At 32.7% G+C, this 17,353-nt stretch carries 15 protein-coding genes and 1 other RNA gene; 5 read left to right on the top strand and 11 right to left on the bottom strand.

Annotation, left to right across the window (positions count from 1 at the left end; translation table 11 throughout):
* Window positions 1-29: 29 nt before the first annotated feature.
* On the top strand, window positions 30-1,307 hold the full coding sequence (glyA, locus tag GQR94_RS18800; RefSeq protein ID WP_158978147.1) for a serine hydroxymethyltransferase: 1,278 nt from the start codon (window positions 30-32) through the stop codon (window positions 1,305-1,307).
* A 152-nt stretch (window positions 1,308-1,459) separates the two neighbouring features.
* Here glyA and GQR94_RS18805 read toward each other — a convergent pair whose 3' ends face one another.
* From GQR94_RS18805 to GQR94_RS18840, 8 genes are all read right to left on the bottom strand, one after another.
* Window positions 1,460-2,125, bottom strand: a complete 666-nt coding sequence (locus tag GQR94_RS18805; protein ID WP_158978149.1) for a hypothetical protein — start codon at window positions 2,123-2,125, stop codon at window positions 1,460-1,462.
* A 150-nt stretch (window positions 2,126-2,275) separates the two neighbouring features.
* Window positions 2,276-2,947: a response regulator gene (locus GQR94_RS18810; RefSeq protein WP_158978152.1), complete on the bottom strand. Its 672-nt coding sequence runs from the start codon at window positions 2,945-2,947 to the stop codon at window positions 2,276-2,278.
* 17 nt (window positions 2,948-2,964) lie between these two features.
* Entirely contained in the window at window positions 2,965-5,058 is a 2,094-nt protein-coding gene (locus GQR94_RS18815; RefSeq protein ID WP_158978154.1) for a tetratricopeptide repeat protein, read from the bottom strand.
* 82 nt (window positions 5,059-5,140) lie between these two features.
* Window positions 5,141-5,293, bottom strand: coding sequence for a hypothetical protein (locus GQR94_RS18820; protein ID WP_158978156.1), 153 nt, complete (start codon window positions 5,291-5,293; stop codon window positions 5,141-5,143).
* A 137-nt stretch (window positions 5,294-5,430) separates the two neighbouring features.
* The gene (locus GQR94_RS18825) at window positions 5,431-6,165 is read right to left on the bottom strand and encodes a LytTR family DNA-binding domain-containing protein (protein WP_158978158.1); all 735 of its coding nucleotides are present in this window, start codon (window positions 6,163-6,165) and stop codon (window positions 5,431-5,433) included.
* Window positions 6,166-6,290: 125 nt separating this feature from the next.
* Complete coding sequence (locus GQR94_RS18830) at window positions 6,291-7,805, bottom strand: hypothetical protein (RefSeq protein WP_158978161.1); 1,515 nt, start codon at window positions 7,803-7,805, stop codon at window positions 6,291-6,293.
* Window positions 7,806-7,815: 10 nt separating this feature from the next.
* On the bottom strand, window positions 7,816-8,208 hold the full coding sequence (locus GQR94_RS18835; RefSeq protein ID WP_158978163.1) for a thioesterase family protein: 393 nt from the start codon (window positions 8,206-8,208) through the stop codon (window positions 7,816-7,818).
* Complete coding sequence (locus GQR94_RS18840) at window positions 8,208-9,251, bottom strand: glutaminyl-peptide cyclotransferase (protein WP_158978165.1); 1,044 nt, start codon at window positions 9,249-9,251, stop codon at window positions 8,208-8,210. Before GQR94_RS18840 ends, GQR94_RS18835 begins: the two co-directional genes overlap by 1 nt.
* Before the next feature lie 161 nt (window positions 9,252-9,412).
* On the opposite strand from GQR94_RS18840, the gene ffs reads away from it, so the two are divergent.
* The 3 genes from ffs to fsa all read left to right on the top strand — a co-directional run bounded on the left by ffs (window position 9,413) and on the right by fsa (window position 11,097).
* Window positions 9,413-9,511: signal recognition particle sRNA small type (gene ffs, locus GQR94_RS18845), an RNA gene on the top strand.
* Between the two features lie 76 nt (window positions 9,512-9,587).
* Entirely contained in the window at window positions 9,588-10,397 is an 810-nt protein-coding gene (locus tag GQR94_RS18850) for an SDR family oxidoreductase (RefSeq protein ID WP_158978167.1), read from the top strand.
* 46 nt (window positions 10,398-10,443) lie between these two features.
* Complete coding sequence (gene fsa / locus GQR94_RS18855) at window positions 10,444-11,097, top strand: fructose-6-phosphate aldolase (RefSeq protein ID WP_158978169.1); 654 nt, start codon at window positions 10,444-10,446, stop codon at window positions 11,095-11,097.
* A gap of 262 nt (window positions 11,098-11,359) precedes the next feature.
* Here the strand turns inward: fsa and GQR94_RS18860 are convergent, their stop codons facing one another.
* A complete protein-coding gene (locus tag GQR94_RS18860) occupies window positions 11,360-12,739 on the bottom strand; it encodes a transaldolase (RefSeq protein WP_158978171.1) in 1,380 nt (459 codons plus the stop codon).
* A gap of 170 nt (window positions 12,740-12,909) precedes the next feature.
* On the opposite strand from GQR94_RS18860, the gene GQR94_RS18865 reads away from it, so the two are divergent.
* Window positions 12,910-14,538 carry an ABC-F family ATP-binding cassette domain-containing protein gene (locus tag GQR94_RS18865; RefSeq protein WP_158978173.1) on the top strand — a complete coding sequence of 543 codons (1,629 nt, stop codon included), beginning with the start codon at window positions 12,910-12,912 and terminating at the stop codon, window positions 14,536-14,538.
* A 75-nt stretch (window positions 14,539-14,613) separates the two neighbouring features.
* Here the strand turns inward: GQR94_RS18865 and leuB are convergent, their stop codons facing one another.
* Together leuB and GQR94_RS18875 are read right to left on the bottom strand one after the other, a co-directional pair.
* Window positions 14,614-15,669: a 3-isopropylmalate dehydrogenase gene (gene leuB / locus GQR94_RS18870; RefSeq protein ID WP_158978175.1), complete on the bottom strand. Its 1,056-nt coding sequence runs from the start codon at window positions 15,667-15,669 to the stop codon at window positions 14,614-14,616.
* Between the two features lie 129 nt (window positions 15,670-15,798).
* Window positions 15,799-17,316, bottom strand: coding sequence for an alpha-isopropylmalate synthase regulatory domain-containing protein (locus GQR94_RS18875; protein WP_158978177.1), 1,518 nt, complete (start codon window positions 17,314-17,316; stop codon window positions 15,799-15,801).
* Between the last annotated feature and the right edge of the window lie 37 nt (window positions 17,317-17,353).

The raw sequence follows: 17,353 nt of genomic DNA on the forward strand, positions 1-17,353 counted from the left end.
TGCAACTCAATTTAACAGTTTATTTTATTATGCAACGCGACAATCAAATTTTTGAACTAATTGCTGAAGAGAAACAGCGCCAAATTAATGGAATAGAACTTATTGCTTCTGAGAACTTTGTAAGTGATCAAGTAATGGAAGCTGCAGGTTCTGTATTGACCAATAAATATGCTGAAGGCTACCCAGGAAAACGTTATTATGGTGGTTGTGAGGTTGTAGATGTTGTGGAGCAAATTGCGATTGACAGAGCGAAACAATTATTTGGTGCAGAATATGCAAATGTGCAACCTCATTCTGGTTCACAAGCTAATGCTTCTGTATATCATGCTTGTTTAAAACCTGGAGATACTATTTTAGGATTTGATCTTTCTCACGGAGGACATTTAACTCACGGGTCTCCTGTAAATTTTTCAGGTAGAATATACAATCCTGTATTTTATGGTGTTGAAAAAGAAACTGGAGTTTTAAATTATGATAAAATTCAGGAAATAGCAGAAAAAGAAAAACCAAAAATGATTATTGCTGGTGCTTCTGCATATTCTAGAGATATAGATTTTGAACGTTTTAGAGTAATTGCTGATAGTGTTGGAGCACTTTTATTAGCAGATATCTCTCATCCTTCTGGTTTAATTGCAAAGGGAATTTTAAACGATCCAATTCCTCATTGTCATATTGTTACTACAACGACACATAAAACATTAAGAGGTCCAAGAGGTGGACTTATATTAATGGGGAAAGATTTTGATAATCCTTTCGGAATTAAATTAAAAAACGGTTCTCTTAGAAAAATGTCTGCTTTATTAGACTTAGCCGTATTCCCAGGAAATCAAGGTGGTCCTTTAGAGCACATTATTGCCGCTAAAGCAATTGCATTTGGAGAGGCTTTAACAGATGAATATCTTACTTATATTTTACAAGTAAAGAAAAATGCTGATGCTATGGCTAAAGCATTCGTTAAAAAAGGATATGAAATTATTTCTGGAGGAACGGATAATCATATGATGTTGATTGATTTAAGAAATAAAGATATCACCGGTAAAGACGCTGAGAATACGCTAGTTAAAGCTGATATTACAGCGAATAAAAACATGGTCCCTTTTGATGATAAATCACCATTTATTACTTCAGGTATTCGTTTTGGAACGGCTGCGATTACTACACGTGGCTTAAAAGAAGATGATATGTCTATTATTGTTGACTTTATAGATGAAGTATTAATGAATGCCGACAATGATGATGTTATCGACGAAGTTAGAACGAAAGTAAATGCATTAATGGGCGATAGAAAACTTTTCTATGCTTGTTAAGTCATAATCCTATTATATTCAAAAAGCCATTAAAAATTAATTTAATGGCTTTTCTTTTAGGTTTCAAACTAAAAAACACTAGTCCCCGAAATCTCATTGCGATAAAATATACTACAGCGTATACTTTTACAACTTGACTTTAGCCCTAGGTATTACTCTAACATGGTTAATTTACCATATATAATTTCTTTTGATTGAGAGTCATATATCTCACTATCTACATTACTGTCAAAATATAAACCCCAAAAACCACCGTAGTTCTTTTGAGTTTTCTCAACCGTATTACTAGTTAATAACGTCTTATTTTTGAAAAAATTACTTTTCTCCAAAACTGGAATATGTATTTCATAAGGTTGTTGCGATAATCCTTTGGTGAAATAGATATAGTTTTTATGCAATTCTAAAATAAGCTTGTCTAATTCCAATGAAATGCTATTTTCGAATACTCTATATATTATTATAGTACAGTCTTCAAAAATTAAGTTTAGTTCCTTGATATCAAAAGTATGACTAGACGAATTGCGTAATTTTTCAAGAGCCATTAAAAAGAAATGCCCCTCTGCATTTTCAAGCATTAAGTCATGACCATCTAATTTACCTTCGGCCAGAATAGATAATCCTTGTTTAATCTTAAAATTAAAATTGATGTCTAAAACCAAATCATTTTTAGTCGCAAAAGTATCAGCACTAACAATAGATACATTACAAAAAAAGTCTTTTTCAATGTTCAACATGAAAGCATCCAAACCAAGAATTTTAGTATCCTCAGATCCGAAAGGCACTATTTTTTTTCGGGGTTTATTATTTTTAGACGACATTTTTCTCTTTATAAGCTATCTAACAAAATTAGTTTATACTTTGAAGCTTAGACTGCATGAAAACCTTTGACTTTCAAAGGTTTTCATTTAAAAGAAGTTAATTTGTTTATTATCAGTGTTTTATAATTTATATATTTTTATTTTCTGGGCTTAAATAAACCCTTTTTCTTTAGCGGATGCGATTAAGGCATTGTCATTTTCATTTTCTACACCAAAGATTTCTTTAATTTGGCGCTTTCTGTTTTCAATTGCACTTATAGAAAGAGGTATGTATTCAACCATATCCTTGGTACGTGTCCCTACAGATAAATAGTATAAAATTTTGATATCTGTATCGTCTAAAAATATATTAGTAGACATTTTGTTGCGAATGGCAATTAGTGCTTTCTTAGTATAGTATGGCGGACTAGTAAGTACTGTTTCTACCATTTCTTTTAATACCACTTCATTAATTTCAGTCTTAACCATGTACCCTTCAGGATTTACAGTTCTTAAGATGCTATTAATCCTATAGTTATCACTAAAAGAAGAAAGGAATACAATCTTGGAAGAGGGGGTGATATGACGCGCGATTACCCCTAAATCTTGTCCCGTACTGGGTATCCCATCAACAACAGGGGAAAGTTGTATATCTAATAATATTAAATCAAATAAGTCATTATTAGTAACTGAAACTTCTAATTTTTCTTTTCCTTCTTCAAAGGTAGTTGCCATGTCCATTTCCACAACAAAGTCATCAAAATTGGCATCTTCTAATATATATTTGTATCCAATCATCGTCATTTGATGATCGTCTACAGCTAGTATTTTTAAGGTCTTCATTTTAGTACTAATTTTAGCTATGCAATTTTTTCAATTTCATTCTGAAACGGAATTTTAATAATCAGTTTAGTTCCTTTACCAATAACACTATCAACAATTAATGAACCGTTTAATTTTTTTAATCGGGAAGAGATATTACGGAACCCTATTCCTTTTTTTGATTTTTTAGTATCAAACCCTTGTCCATTATCTTCTATAATAGCAATCAGATAATCATTTTCTATATCAAAATTAACAAAAATTGTACTTGCTTCTGCATGTTTTATACAGTTTTGAATACTTTCTTGAACAATTCTGTAGAGATTAATTTTGAGCGTACTGTTTAAACTATCCCAATCTAAATCTGTATTAAAATTAAATGAATATTTTAGCGTCTCTGATCCTGCTTGAAATGTTTTTATCAAAGATTTTATAGCTTCCATGAAATTTTGCATTTTCTGGAAAGCGGCATCATTTAATTCGTGTGAAATACTTCTAATGTCTTCTGATAGCTCTGCGAGTTCTGTAATCATTTCTGCTCTTTGAGCAATAGATTTTTCATCTTGCCTCTTGTTTAATCCCAATAATACCAAACGTATCCCTAATATTTTATTTAAAAAACCATCATGTAACTCTTGTGAGATACGCTCTTGTTCCAATTTTTTACCCTCATCAAATTTGCTCTGTTGTACGAGTAAAAGATTAAAAATTTCGAGATTACTTTCTTGTTGTTGTTGTTTAAAGCGGAGATTATTATTTTTAATCCGTTGTATTACAATAATTAATATTGCTGCAATACCAATTAAACCTAATACCGCAAGTGCGCTCCATAAGCGTTTTTCTCGAGTCAATAGTTCATTTTGTTTCGCTAAAAGTTCATTGCGTTCTATAAATTCATCCGTTTGAAAACGTATCCGAGCAAATTTATCTCGTAGTTTTCGTTCATCTTCTTGGAGCTTTTTATCAATTACAAAATATTCTTGTGCGTAGGTAGATGCATTTTTTTTATCTACTAATGTTAAGAAATTTAGCGTTCTAAGTAAGCTCTCAAAATTTTCTGACTTTTCAGATAACGCCAAGGCAGTTTTAGCCATTTTCACAGCTTTTATTGTATCTTTTATATATGCTAGATATTGTGCATAGTGACCTGTGGAAGTGGCTTCGCTAAAGGTATTATTGTATTCTCTGGTGATCTCTAGAGCTGCTAAATACTGAGGTTCTAAATCCTCTGTACTAAACTGCTTTTTCTTGGCATTGGCCAAATTAACCATGACTTTTGCTAAGAATTCAGGGTTTTTGGTTCTTAAATCTTTAAAATTAACTACTGTATTAAAACTATTTTCGGCTGCTCTATATTGGTGTAATAACATATTAGAGACACCGATATTATTAGTGATAAAAATTCGATTATACGATAAATCATTAGGCATGGAATCTAAATAACTACTTGCTTTTTCATAAAACTGAACAGCCTTTTCTATGTCTCCTAATGAATGCGTTATTGACCCTAAGCTATTATAACTATTAGACATCCCCAAGTAATTCTTAGATTCTTTAAAAATTTCTAAAGCTTTAATCGTAGTTTGCTCAGCGCCTGCATAGTCCCCTAATTTTCGCTGAATACCGCTAATAGAATTAAATAGGAAAGCCATTTTCTTTTGATTATTCAGGTTTGAATATATCGTTAAGGCCTCATTATAATAATAGTATGTGCTGTCTATTAATTTGGTGTTATCTAAAAATATACCCAAATCCCAATAGGCTTCTGCCATTGCCACAGAATCGATCTGTTTTTGAGCCAATAAAATCGTTTCTTTATTAATTGTTCTAAACAATACCGAATCTTTTAATTGGATAGAATTATAAGATAAGTTGGCTAGATGTTTTAATCTGATGGAATCTGTGCGTAGTAGGTTAACTTTATAAAAAGCTTCTTGAATTATTTTCTTTCTTTCTTCAAGATTAATGTTTGTATCTGCGCTATTTTTAACGAGGGTAGTTAAAGAATCTTGAACAATTTTAGAACTACTATTTTCTTGCGAGGAAGTACTATTTTGAGTGCAAGAAAAAAGAAGTATCGCTAAAAAGCTATAAATAGGTATCGAAAAGAGTATAAACTTGCCTGTTCGCATTTAAATAATTGAACGTACAAGATAAAAAAAAGCTTTAAATAAACGATTTATTTAAAGCTTCTATTATAGGTAAAATCATAACTTAATTTCCTTTTGTGGTTACATGACCACAATCATCACAAGCAGTTGTGGTATTAACATACAACTGATCCTCTTCTTGACTTGCGTCTGAAGTACAAGAAAACATTCCTAAGCTTAAAACTACTACTGCGAATACTGCTGTTACTTTTTTCATAATATCTTTGATTTAAATTGGTTACTTAATTTGAAATCAAAAGTATAGCGCAACTGTATTTTTTATAACATCCTAAAATTTGTTGTAGTAAACCACTAGGTTCTGTGAGTATTTATCTGATATTTGTAAGAATTTACTTAATTAAATGTGGTGATGGTGCTTTTGGTTAGTAATTTCTTCACTTCATCTATATTTATTTTATAGGATTTAGAGAATGGTAATGGCGTACTATGGTTTTTTATAGTGCAGGTAGACTTACCGTAATTAATCCTTGAGATATATTCCGTGTTTAGGATATAACTTTGATGAATTCTAATAAAATTTTTAGGAAGTCTATCTTCAAAAGTTTTTAATGTTTTAAATGCACTTATCACAGTACCATCTTTCATAAAAACATCTGTCGTATTATTATCGGCTTTTAAATAAAGAATTTCATTCGTATTAATATAACGGTAATCTTTATATGATTTTAAACATAATGTAGTATTAGAATAAGGACCGATCAATTCTTTTTTTTGCAATTTTAAAACCGATTTTCGAATATCAAATTCATTTAATGGTTGCAACCAATAGTCAAAAAAACCATTTTTGATAGCCTCATAAGCATATTTTTTATCCTTTGAAACTCCGATAAATATAGGCATGTATTTTAAATACTGATGTAACTCTAGTACCATCATAAAACACGTTTCTGCGTTTTCATTTAAGTTAAAAAAAACAATTTCCGGCAATTCTTTTAAGATGATATTCAACCCTTCTGAACAATTTTCAGCCACACCAGCACAATTAAATTCTTTGAAGTTTACTAAGTGTGTTCTAAGGTTATGACTAAATGTACTGTCAGAATTTACAATAGCATAGTTGTATTCCATGGAATTATATTTGTTCGCAAATTACCATATGTTACGAACAACGGACTGCACGAAAACCTTTGACTTTCAAGGGTTTTGGTTTCGAAATGGCAAAAATAAATCATTTTTAATGGTGGTGTATCGTATTATTTGAAATTGTATTGATAGGCTCCAATCCCAGGATTTTCAGTACGGGCTATTTCATTTATGTCTAAAGGAACGTTATTGGCAATCGTGATATCGCCATTCTCAATAGCGAATGAATTGGATTTTAGGGAAAAATTATTTGTACTTGGGTTTACAAATGCAGTAGCTTCATTTAAGAAAACCCTTGTGTAGAGCTCATTATTTTCGAAATCATAGAAAGAATCTTCTTCAAACCGTTCTGGATTTATTTTTATAATGCAATTTGTAAAATTAAATTTTAATGCATCTGTAGAGCTATCAAAATTAAGTAATGATAATTCCGAAGAACTATTGCCATCAATAATACAATTACCAAAACTTGCAAGAGTTGTTTTATTCTCCCCATTTGTTATTTGTAATGCGGAACCATATCTACTGCCACTAGACCAATAGTTAGCAATTGTTGCATGGGTAAAATTAATGATACCACCTGCTAGCGCAACTGATGAACCTCCTGAATTTGCAATCACCACATTCTCCGCATCAATTGAAGCCTCTCTACCCCATAAGTTAATAGACGAACTGTTATAAATTTGAGAATTTTTGAGGCTTAAATTCTCTTCAGTATTCGCCGTGTTTCCGTTAACAACTAAACCTATACTAGCATTTTTCACCGTCAAATGATTTATAAGGTTACCATCACTGCCAGCATCAAACCAAATAGTTCCCCATTGCCCTGCTGTTTCAGCATACTCAGGTTCTAACCGGTCTCCTTCAAAAATAACTTCGTTTTCTAAAGCTGTACTATCATTACTTTTTAGCCCTTCAATATTCAGATTGCTACTTTCTTGAATATAGAGCCCTGAATTTTTATGAAAATATACGCGAGCTCCTGCCTCGATAGTTAAGGTTTTGTTCTTTGGAACAGTAGCGTAACCGTAAATGACATATGCTTTTTCATTTGTAAAATTCAAATGCTCATCATCTATTTCAAAAGCGGTTACTACAATTTCCTCTCCATTTTCATTTAAGCCTAAAGTTCTAATTTGTTGATTGCTATTTGATGGAAATAAAAAAACTGCATCTTTAACAAGCGTAACCAAGGGGACTTTTTGTTCATTTATTCCTGTGTCAAAACGTATGGCATCAAGAGATAAAAATTCATTCTCGTTGACTTCACTATTATTTAAAGTAGTTTCTATGAAAATATACAAACTGTCTTTTGCGCGTAGGGGGACATTTAAAAATTCTGTTCCTGCTTGGCCATCTACATTGATGCGATAGACACTCTCTAATCCGTTCTCTAGGGTAATCGATGGGATTTGAAGGTCTTTATTGCTTTCGTTGAAGACTTTTAAAGAATAAGTGCTACTGCCTATGTTAGTGAAAATGGTATCTAAATACACCGTGTCTTTAGAAAAAGATAGATTTCCTGTGCTATTTTCATAATCAAAATCTTTTCGACAAGAACTCCATAGTAGAATTATAGCAAAAAGAGAGATAAAATAAAAAACACGAAACTGCATCTTTTTCATAGCCTGTGATTTATTTGAAAATAGCAATAATATCGTCAGATATTCTAATGGGTCTATTGCTTTTTGCATCTAATAAAACCCATTCTGTTTTTGATTTTAAGAGTAATTGCTTGGTTTTTTTATCATGCATTTCTACCATACGAATAGAAAGAGCACCTTTTGATTCTTTTATATACGTTTTTACCTCGATAATATCATGGAGCACTGCAGCTCTTTTGTATTCAATATAATGACTTTTAACCACCCAAATACTTTGTTCTACAAGTTCTTTTGGCGCTTTCTCTTTCCAGTGTTCTTTGGCAATATCTTGAATCCATTGTACGTAGCGTACATTGTTTACATGGTTTAGATCATCTAAATCATCTTCGGTAACCTGTATTGTTTTGCTAAAGGATTTTGGCATTATTTCTTTAGAATTTTTACTTCAAACAATTTATCCCAATTTTTTCCTGTGACGAAAAAAGTTCCTCTTTTAGGGTTGTAAGCAACGCCATTTAAAACATCTAAATCTGCATGCTTGGTAACTTTATCTTTTAAACCTCCAAAATTTATCACTCCAATGATTGCGCCACTGACAGCATCAATAATCATCATACTCTCTTTTTGCCAAACATTTGCATAAATGAGACCGTCTACATATTCTAATTCGTTTGTTTTATTGAATATAGATTTATTGGTTACTGTTTCTATATGATCTTCTTCTACCAATGTTTCGGGATTTAGCAACCATATTTTTTCACTTCCATCACTTTTATAAAGTCTTTTCCCATCATTGGTTAAGCCCCAGCCTTCTTTACTAGTACCATATTGAAAACTATCAATTTTCTCTAAGCTATTTACATCGTAAATAAAACCCAGTCCGCTTTGCCAAGTAAGCATATAAATCTTATCATTTAAGATGGTCAGGCCTTCCCCAAAATATTGCTTGTCTAAATCTATTTGTTTAAAAACCTTACCTGTTTTAAAATCAAATTTGCGCAAAAATGATTGGCCTTTTCTGCCGGTACTTTCATAAAGGGTATCCTTATAAAATTCTAAACCTTGAGTAAATGCTTTTTGATCATGAGGAAATTCATTAATTATTTCATACGTATAGACTTCTGGTCCTTTCGCTGCTAAAATTTTAATATGTTTTTCTATATTCCCTGTTTTGCCTTCATAAGAAATTGTTGCGGTAATCGTTTTCTCGCCTAAATGTGGCATATCTAAAACTATTTGGTCATTTTCTACCTTTAAAGGTTGGTCATTAATTGTATATGATACATTATCAACCTCTATTCCTTTTTTGTTTTTCAGGGAAATACCAACGGATTCATTTTGCTGAAATTCCGTTTTATTTCCAGCTAATTTTATTTCAAATAAATCCGCAGGAAGGGTATTACTACTTCCACATGCATTTAAAATAAGGATAAGTAGTAGTGAAGTAATCGAAAAAATAGATTTCATTTCGTAATTTTTAAATTTTTTTTAAGCTGTGAGCTAAAAATTAAATATTCAAGAATTTGGCTTTCAATTAATTAGCTATAATTCTATTTGTAGGCAAGGTATTTATTTAAATTTAGAAACTAAAATGATTGTGAAAAAATTAAAACATTGTATATTTGCAGCGGCAAGTCCTACGCGACCAGCTCCTGCAGAATCCCCCAGGGTGGGAACGCAGCAAGGGTATGTAGTCGTAGCGGTGCGACGTAGGTAGCTTGCCATTTTTTTATTCTTCAATTTTTATCACTCCTTTTTTTCTCCTTATTATTATTCGTTTCTTTGTAGCCACTAAAATTTTTTATGGAACAAAAAGTTGTTTTAATTACTGGTGGTTCATCTGGTATAGGTAAATCTATTGGTATTTTTTTAAAGTTGAAAGGTTTTAAGGTCTACGGTACGACTAGAAGTAAAGCTAAATATCCTGATTTTGATGCCTTTGATTTATTAGAATTGGATGTTAAAAAAGAAGCTACTATTACGGCAGCTATTTCAGAATTAATCAAGCGGGAAGCTAAGATTGATGTATTGATCAATAATGCGGGAGTAGGTATTACAGGACCTATTGAAGAAACTCCTAATGAGGAAATTTTAAAAGCGTTTGACACTAATTTTCATGGCCCCATACGGATGATGAAAGGGGTATTACCACAAATGCGTATTCAAAAATCGGGACTTATTATTAATATAACTTCTATTGCCGGCTATATGGGATTGCCCTATCGTGGTATTTATTCCGCATCTAAAGGAGCGCTAGAATTAGTTACAGAAGCCATGCGTATGGAAATCAAAGATTTTGGTATTCAAATGACCAACTTGGCTCCTGGAGATTTTGCGACCAATATAGCTTCTGGCAGATATCACGCACCCGTACATAAAGATTCTCCATATCAAAAACCATATGGGGCAACTTTAACGGCTATAAATAATGATGTAGATAGTGGGGGAGACCCCATACAAGTTGCCCATAAGGTATTTGCGGTTATAAATAGTTCCAGTCCCAAAGTGCATTATAAGGTTGGAGATTTTATGCAAAAATTCTCTCTTTTATTAAAAAAAATTCTTCCGGATAAAGTGTATGAGAAATTACTCTTAAACCATTATAAATTGTAGCTTTGTAAATCATAGATTTTCAATTAATAATACTAAAAATAGAAGCATGAAATTTTTTATAGATACAGCAAATCTTGCTCAAATTAAAGAAGCTCAAGAATTAGGTGTTTTAGATGGTGTTACCACAAACCCATCTTTAATGGCGAAAGAAGGAATTACAGGTAAAGACAACATTTTAAAGCACTATGTAGACATTTGCAATATTGTTGATGGTGATGTTTCTGCTGAAGTAATTGCTACTGATTATGCAGGAATGATCAAAGAAGGTGAAGAACTTGCTAAATTGCACGAACAAATCGTTGTTAAGTTACCAATGATTAAAGATGGTGTAAAAGCGTGTAAGTACTTTAGTGATAAAGGCATCAGAACAAATGTAACATTAGTTTTCTCTGCTGGTCAAGCTTTATTAGCTGCTAAGGCAGGTGCAACTTATGTGTCTCCATTCATTGGTCGTTTAGATGATATTTCTACAGATGGTTTAAATCTTATTGCAGAAATTCGTTTGATTTATGATAACTATGGTTTTGAAACTCAAATTTTAGCCGCTTCTGTTAGACATACAATGCATATTATTGATTGTGCTAAATTAGGTGCTGATGTAATGACAGGTGCTTTATCTTCAATTGAAGGATTATTAAAACACCCACTTACAGATATCGGTCTTGCTAAATTCTTAGAAGATTATAAAAAAGGAAACTAGTAAATTAAGTTAGACCCTTTTTTAAACATAAGAAAGCCGCTAAACAATGTTTAGCGGCTTTTTCTATTTTTGATGGTAGAGAAAGCCAATACCATACCTTTTTTCAGCTTAGATTCGTGCACATCCCATTTCTAATTTGACTAAAAGCAATGATAATTTAGTTGATGAAGTAGGAGTGAAGCGTTTTAAGGAAATTAGTAAGCTTAGCTTAATTGCGTACACGCATGGCATAGGCGCGTTCTAAAAGCTTTATTTGAGGTACTTAAAGTGCGTACATATCCTTGTAAGCATCTATAATTATACCGTCTTTTACGAGTATTGCTTTATTTAGCCCATCGATAATTAATGTAGTTCTCAATACTTTATCATCTTCTGCTCTATATTGGTTTTCAAAATCTATACCCGAAGTGGTAATCATTTTTTTCCAACTGTCATCAATTTCACTAAGGCTAATACCTATAAATTTAGTTTCAGGATATAAGCTTTCAAGTTTAGAAACTTGCCTTGTGATGTTCCTAAAATGTCTAGGGTTATTAACCGTCCAAAAATAGAAGATTACATTATCTTTCCCCTTAGCCAGAGATGCTAATGAAACAGAAGTACCTACACTATCAATAACATTTACTGCAGGTAATTCATGAGTAGGTTGCATTTTTAATACACTTTCGTATAAGTTATGTATTTCAGTAATATGGTCGTTGTTATTAGAAAGTTTATGAAAATCTTCTAAAAACAGCTTATTGTTCTCCACATTGTCATGAACCTTTAGAAAGTAAGTCATTGCTACATTTCTAAATAGATTATCCCTTAACTTCTTTTCCTTGACAATGCTATCTATTAAAATTAATTTATGCTGATTAAAATGTAACTGATCATTAATGATCCTTCCGCCGTCAGAACAATCTACAGAGCAATGGGTAAAGGCAACATTATCAAAATGACGCTTCATGTAATCATAGTACGGAGTAAAAAACGTTAAGTCTTTATTATCAAAATTTAACGCATCGCGATAGTCATAGAATTCATCAGAAATATCGGTTATAGAATTGTCTTTATTCTTTTTTAGATGTTTAAAAGGATATTTTTCTTTGTTAATATAAGCGCTGTAATCTATACTGGCTTTTGCCATAGCGATAGATTTGTCAGTTAACTCAGTGTCTGTTTGTAGTTCGTCTAAAATGGCAATTTTAGTTTCCCGTAGCGAGTCAATTTTTTTAGAAAATATTTCAGGGCTCAAATCAAAATAAGAATTTACTGCGCTTTCTTCCTCTTCGGAGTTAAGGAATACTTCAATTAAAAAGTTATTTATTTCTTCGCCTTTACCTGAAAACACTAGGGATTCATCAAAATAAATAGTATTCAATCGTACTAATAAACTATCTCCTTTAGATAGGTATACATATTGATATTGAGGAGCATGTCTAAAATTATATAAACCTTCCTCAAGGTTATTTAACTTAATAGTGAACCTATTATGCATGTCTAATTGAGCAGAATCAATAACCACATCATCTTTATACAAGATAACAGTCTGACTTGTGGGATTCACAATTTCACCTGCAAAAATAGTAGGGGAGTCCTTATTATCTGAAAAACAAGCAGTTAAACTTAGCAATAAGAAACAAAAAGAATATTTATACATATATATCAACAATTCTTAGGGAAGCGAATTTAATAAACACCTTATGTATATGCTGTTAACGCACCGTTAAAATTATTATTTAGTAAATCGTCCTTCATATTTCATCGTCTAGAATACTAGTTTTAAGGGTAAATTTTATCTATTTTTGCACAAATTTTAAATTACTGTATATGTTATCTGTATCCAATTTATCGGTACAATTTGGAAAAAGAGTTCTTTTTGATGATGTGAATATATCATTCACTCAAGGGAACTGTTATGGTGTTATTGGTGCCAATGGCGCAGGGAAATCTACTTTATTAAGAATTATTGCAGGTCAAATAGACCCGACTTCTGGTCATGTTTCTTTAGAGCCTACAAAACGTATGTCTATCCTAGAACAAAACCACAATGCTTATGATGCGATTACGGTTCTAGAAACTGTAGTTATGGGAAACAAGCCCTTAGCAGCTATAAAAGCAGAAATGGATGCGCTCTATGCTGATTATGACGATAAAAATGCGGATAGAATAGGGGAGCTGCAAGTTCAATTTGAGGAAATGAATGGCTGGAATGCGGATAGTGATGCTGCAGCTTTATTATCTAACCTAGGGATTGATGCAGATTTGCATTATACCACTATGGGAGATATGGATTCTAAACTTAAAGTTAGGGTGTTATTAGCACAAGCACTTTTTGGTAATCCTGATGTATTGATCATGGATGAGCCTACCAATGACTTGGATTATGAAACCATAAGCTGGTTAGAACATTTCTTGGCCAATTATGAGAACACCGTAATTGTTGTTTCGCATGACCGTCACTTTTTAGATTCTGTTTGTACGCATATTGCCGATATTGATTTTGGAAAGCTTAATCTCTATTCTGGGAACTACACATTCTGGTATGAAAGTAGCCAATTAGCAGCAAGACAACGTGCGCAACAAAACAAAAAGTCTGAAGAGAAAGCTAAAGAATTACAAGAATTTATTATGCGTTTTAGTGCAAACGTTGCAAAGAGTAAACAAGCAACGTCACGTAAAAAAATGCTTTCTAAATTAAAGATTGATGATATTAAACCTTCTAGTAGAAGATATCCTGCAATTATATTTGAACGTGAAAGGGAAGCCGGAGATCAGATTTTAAATGTAGAAAAACTATCTGCAACTTCTGAAGATGGAGATTTATTATTTAAAGATGTAAACATTAACCTTGCAAAAGGAGATAAAGTAGCGGTATTTTCTAAAGACTCTAGAGCAACTACTGCGTTTTATGAAATTATAAATGGCAATAGAATGGCAGGTAGTGGTGAATTCCAATGGGGGATTACTACAAACCAGTCTTATTTACCAGCAGATAACCATGCTTTTTTTGAAAGTGATGATAGTTTAGTAGATTGGTTAAGACAGTATGCTACCACAGAAGAAGAACGTGAAGAAGTTTATGTTCGTGGTTTCTTAGGTAAAATGTTATTTAGTGGGGAAGAGGCCTTAAAAAAATGTTCTGTATTATCTGGGGGAGAAAAAGTGCGTTGTATGTTAAGTAGAATGATGATGATTCGTGCAAATGTTCTTATGTTAGATGAACCAACAAATCACTTAGATCTTGAAAGTATTACAGCATTCAATAATTCACTAAAGAATTTTAAAGGGACCATTCTGTTTACGACACATGATCATGAATTTGCGCAAACATTAGCAAATAGAATAATTGAATTAACACCTAGTGGTGCAATTGATCGTTACTTATCTTTTGATGATTACATGTCTGATAAGAGTATTAAAGAACAAAGAGCTAAAATGTATGCTGTGAAGTCATAATATAGCACACAATACTATTAAAAAAGCCTCTGAAAAATTAATTTCAGAGGCTTTTTCTATAAGGGTAAGGAAATACTAGATATGCTTAGCAAGCCAATTTCCAACTTCACTCGTTTTATAGGCTTTTGCTCCTTCAGATAAATCTTCTGTTACAATACCTTCAGCAAGAGATTTGTTAACTACATCTCTAATATCTTGTGCTTCTTGTGTTAAACCAAAATCTTCAAACATCATTGCAGCAGAAAGTACAGTTGCCAATGGGTTTGCGATATCTTTTCCTGCAGCTTGTGGGTAAGAACCATGAATAGGTTCATATAATCTAGTGTTCTCTCCAACAGATGCAGATGGCATTAAGCCCATAGATCCAGAAATAACAGAAGCTTCATCCGTAAGAATATCTCCGAATAGGTTTTCAGTAATCATTACATCATATGAATTTGGCCATTGTACCAAACGCATAGCAACAGCATCTACAAATTCATAAGAAACCTTAACCTCAGGATAGTCTTTTTCCATTGCTTGAACGGTTTCTCTCCAAAGTCTAGAAGATTCTAATACGTTTGCTTTATCTACACAGCATAATTTTTTGCCACGTGTCATTGCTAATTCAAATCCTTTTTTAGCCAAACGTGTTACTTCTGCACGCGTATAGGTACAGGTATCAAAAGCAGTATTTCCATTGTCTTTACGACCTCTTTCTCCAAAGTAAATACCGCCCGTTAATTCACGCAATATTATTAAATCTGTTCCTTCAATACGTTCTCTTTTTAAAGGTGATTTATCAATTAAAGAAGGAAAGGTAAAGGTGGGTCTTACGTTAGCGAACAATCCAAGTTTCTGACGCATTTTAAGTAATCCCTGTTCTGGGCGTACTTTTGCAGAAGGGTCATTGTCATATTTTGGGTGACCAATAGCTCCAAATAAAACTGCATCTGCAGCCACACAAACAGCATGTGTGCTATCTGGATAAGGTTCTCCACAATCATCAATAGCTGCAGCACCAGTTAAAGCGGGTGTCCAACTTAAATCATGGCCATATTTTTTAGCAATGGCATCTGATACTTTTACGGCTTGATCTATAACTTCTGGACCGATTCCGTCACCGGCTAATAAGGCAATATTTAATTTCATAATTCTACTTTACTTTAAGCTTAAGACTTAAACATTAAGTCATAATTAATTCTATCTATTTTAAAATCTGTTCTCAAAAAATTTCTCGCATCAACCAAATGTTAAGCGTTAAATTAAGAACAGTTTCTTTTATATAATATTCAACATTTTTTCTGTGGCTTTAATTGCTGATACGGTTTGATCCGAATCTAAGCCACGTGTAATATATTCTTTTCCTTGGTTGTCCCAAGTTATGATTGTTTCACACAAGGCATCAGAATTACTCCCAGGAGGAATACGCACTGCATAATCAATCAATTTAGGCAATTCTATTTTCTTTGTTTTATAGACACTTTTTAAAGCATTCATAAAAGCATCAAACTGACCATCGCCTTGTGCATGTTCTTCATATAATTCTCCTTCAATCTCTACAGATACCGCTGCAGAGGGCTGTAAACCTTTTGCATGAGACAATAAATAAGAGGTTATTTTGGCTTTACTCTGGTAACCTTCGCTATCTAAGACATCAGAAATAATATAGGGTAAATCATCTTTTGTAACCCGTTCTTTCTTATCTCCTAATTCTATAATACGTTGGGTAACTTTCTTTAATTCATCATTGTTTAAGGTAAGTCCTAATTCCTGTAAATTCTTTTGGATATTGGCTTTACCAGATGTTTTTCCTAATGCATATTGACGCTTACGGCCAAAACGCTCCGGCAATAAATCATTAAAGTAAAGATTGTTTTTGCTGTCCCCATCCGCATGTATGCCAGCCGTTTGTGTAAACACATTAGCGCCAACAATAGGCTTATTTGCTGGGATAGCAAAACCTGTAAAAGCAGAAACTAGTTTACTTACTTTGTACAAGGAAGATTCTTTTACACCAGTTTCAATCTCTGGCATAAAATCATTAATAACGGCCACCACACTTGCAAGAGGCGCATTACCGGCACGTTCTCCCATTCCGTTTACAGTCAAATGCAAGCCATGACATCCTGCTCTAAGTGCTTCCATAACATTAGCAACACTTAAATCGTAATCATTATGACCATGAAAATCAAAATGTAATTCGGGGTATTTATCAACAATAGATTTTACAAAATCAAAAGTTTCGTTATGCGTTAATACACCTAAAGTATCTGGTAATAAAATACGCTTCACAGGTTGTGTAGCTAAGAAGTCTAAAAACTGAAATACATAGTCTTTAGAGTTACGCATTCCATTACTCCAGTCTTCAAGATATACATTAGTTTCAATGCCATTTTGGGCAGCTAAAGCGATTACCGAAGCAATTTCTTCAAAATGTTCAGTAGGCGTTTTTTTAAGCTGATGCGTTAAATGATTCAAAGATCCTTTAGTCAAAAGGTTTTGAACCTTTGCTCCAGCTTCAAGCATCCAATTTATTGAAACACCTTTATCTACAAATGAAAGGACTTCAATTTTATCAATAAATTTATTGTCTTTTGCCCAACTTGTAATTTGTTTTACAGCGAGCAATTCTCCATCAGAAACACGAGCAGAAGCCACTTCTATGCGGTCTACCTTAAGCTCTTCTAACAGTAATTTTGCAAGGCTTAGTTTTTCTAAAACCGAAAACGACACTCCCGAGGTTTGTTCACCATCACGGAGTGTAGTATCCATTATTTCAATCTTTCTTTTTTTCATTCTCGAGTATACGCTTGTGCGAATCTTTTTACTTCAC

It is taken from the genome of Cellulophaga sp. L1A9 (genome assembly GCF_009797025.1).
In the GTDB taxonomy this organism is placed as follows: domain Bacteria; phylum Bacteroidota; class Bacteroidia; order Flavobacteriales; family Flavobacteriaceae; genus Cellulophaga.

Coding starts and splice junctions, on each gene's coding strand:
- glyA (WP_158978147.1), top strand. CDS start 30: ATGCAACGCGACAATCAAATTTTTGAACTAATTGCTGAAGAGAAACAG.
- GQR94_RS18805 (WP_158978149.1), bottom strand. CDS start 2,125: ATGTCGTCTAAAAATAATAAACCCCGAAAAAAAATAGTGCCTTTCGGA.
- GQR94_RS18810 (WP_158978152.1), bottom strand. CDS start 2,947: ATGAAGACCTTAAAAATACTAGCTGTAGACGATCATCAAATGACGATG.
- GQR94_RS18815 (WP_158978154.1), bottom strand. CDS start 5,058: ATGCGAACAGGCAAGTTTATACTCTTTTCGATACCTATTTATAGCTTT.
- GQR94_RS18820 (WP_158978156.1), bottom strand. CDS start 5,293: ATGAAAAAAGTAACAGCAGTATTCGCAGTAGTAGTTTTAAGCTTAGGA.
- GQR94_RS18825 (WP_158978158.1), bottom strand. CDS start 6,165: ATGGAATACAACTATGCTATTGTAAATTCTGACAGTACATTTAGTCAT.
- GQR94_RS18830 (WP_158978161.1), bottom strand. CDS start 7,805: ATGAAAAAGATGCAGTTTCGTGTTTTTTATTTTATCTCTCTTTTTGCT.
- GQR94_RS18835 (WP_158978163.1), bottom strand. CDS start 8,208: ATGCCAAAATCCTTTAGCAAAACAATACAGGTTACCGAAGATGATTTA.
- GQR94_RS18840 (WP_158978165.1), bottom strand. CDS start 9,251: ATGAAATCTATTTTTTCGATTACTTCACTACTACTTATCCTTATTTTA.
- GQR94_RS18850 (WP_158978167.1), top strand. CDS start 9,588: ATGGAACAAAAAGTTGTTTTAATTACTGGTGGTTCATCTGGTATAGGT.
- fsa (WP_158978169.1), top strand. CDS start 10,444: ATGAAATTTTTTATAGATACAGCAAATCTTGCTCAAATTAAAGAAGCT.
- GQR94_RS18860 (WP_158978171.1), bottom strand. CDS start 12,739: ATGTATAAATATTCTTTTTGTTTCTTATTGCTAAGTTTAACTGCTTGT.
- GQR94_RS18865 (WP_158978173.1), top strand. CDS start 12,910: ATGTTATCTGTATCCAATTTATCGGTACAATTTGGAAAAAGAGTTCTT.
- leuB (WP_158978175.1), bottom strand. CDS start 15,669: ATGAAATTAAATATTGCCTTATTAGCCGGTGACGGAATCGGTCCAGAA.
- GQR94_RS18875 (WP_158978177.1), bottom strand. CDS start 17,316: ATGAAAAAAAGAAAGATTGAAATAATGGATACTACACTCCGTGATGGT.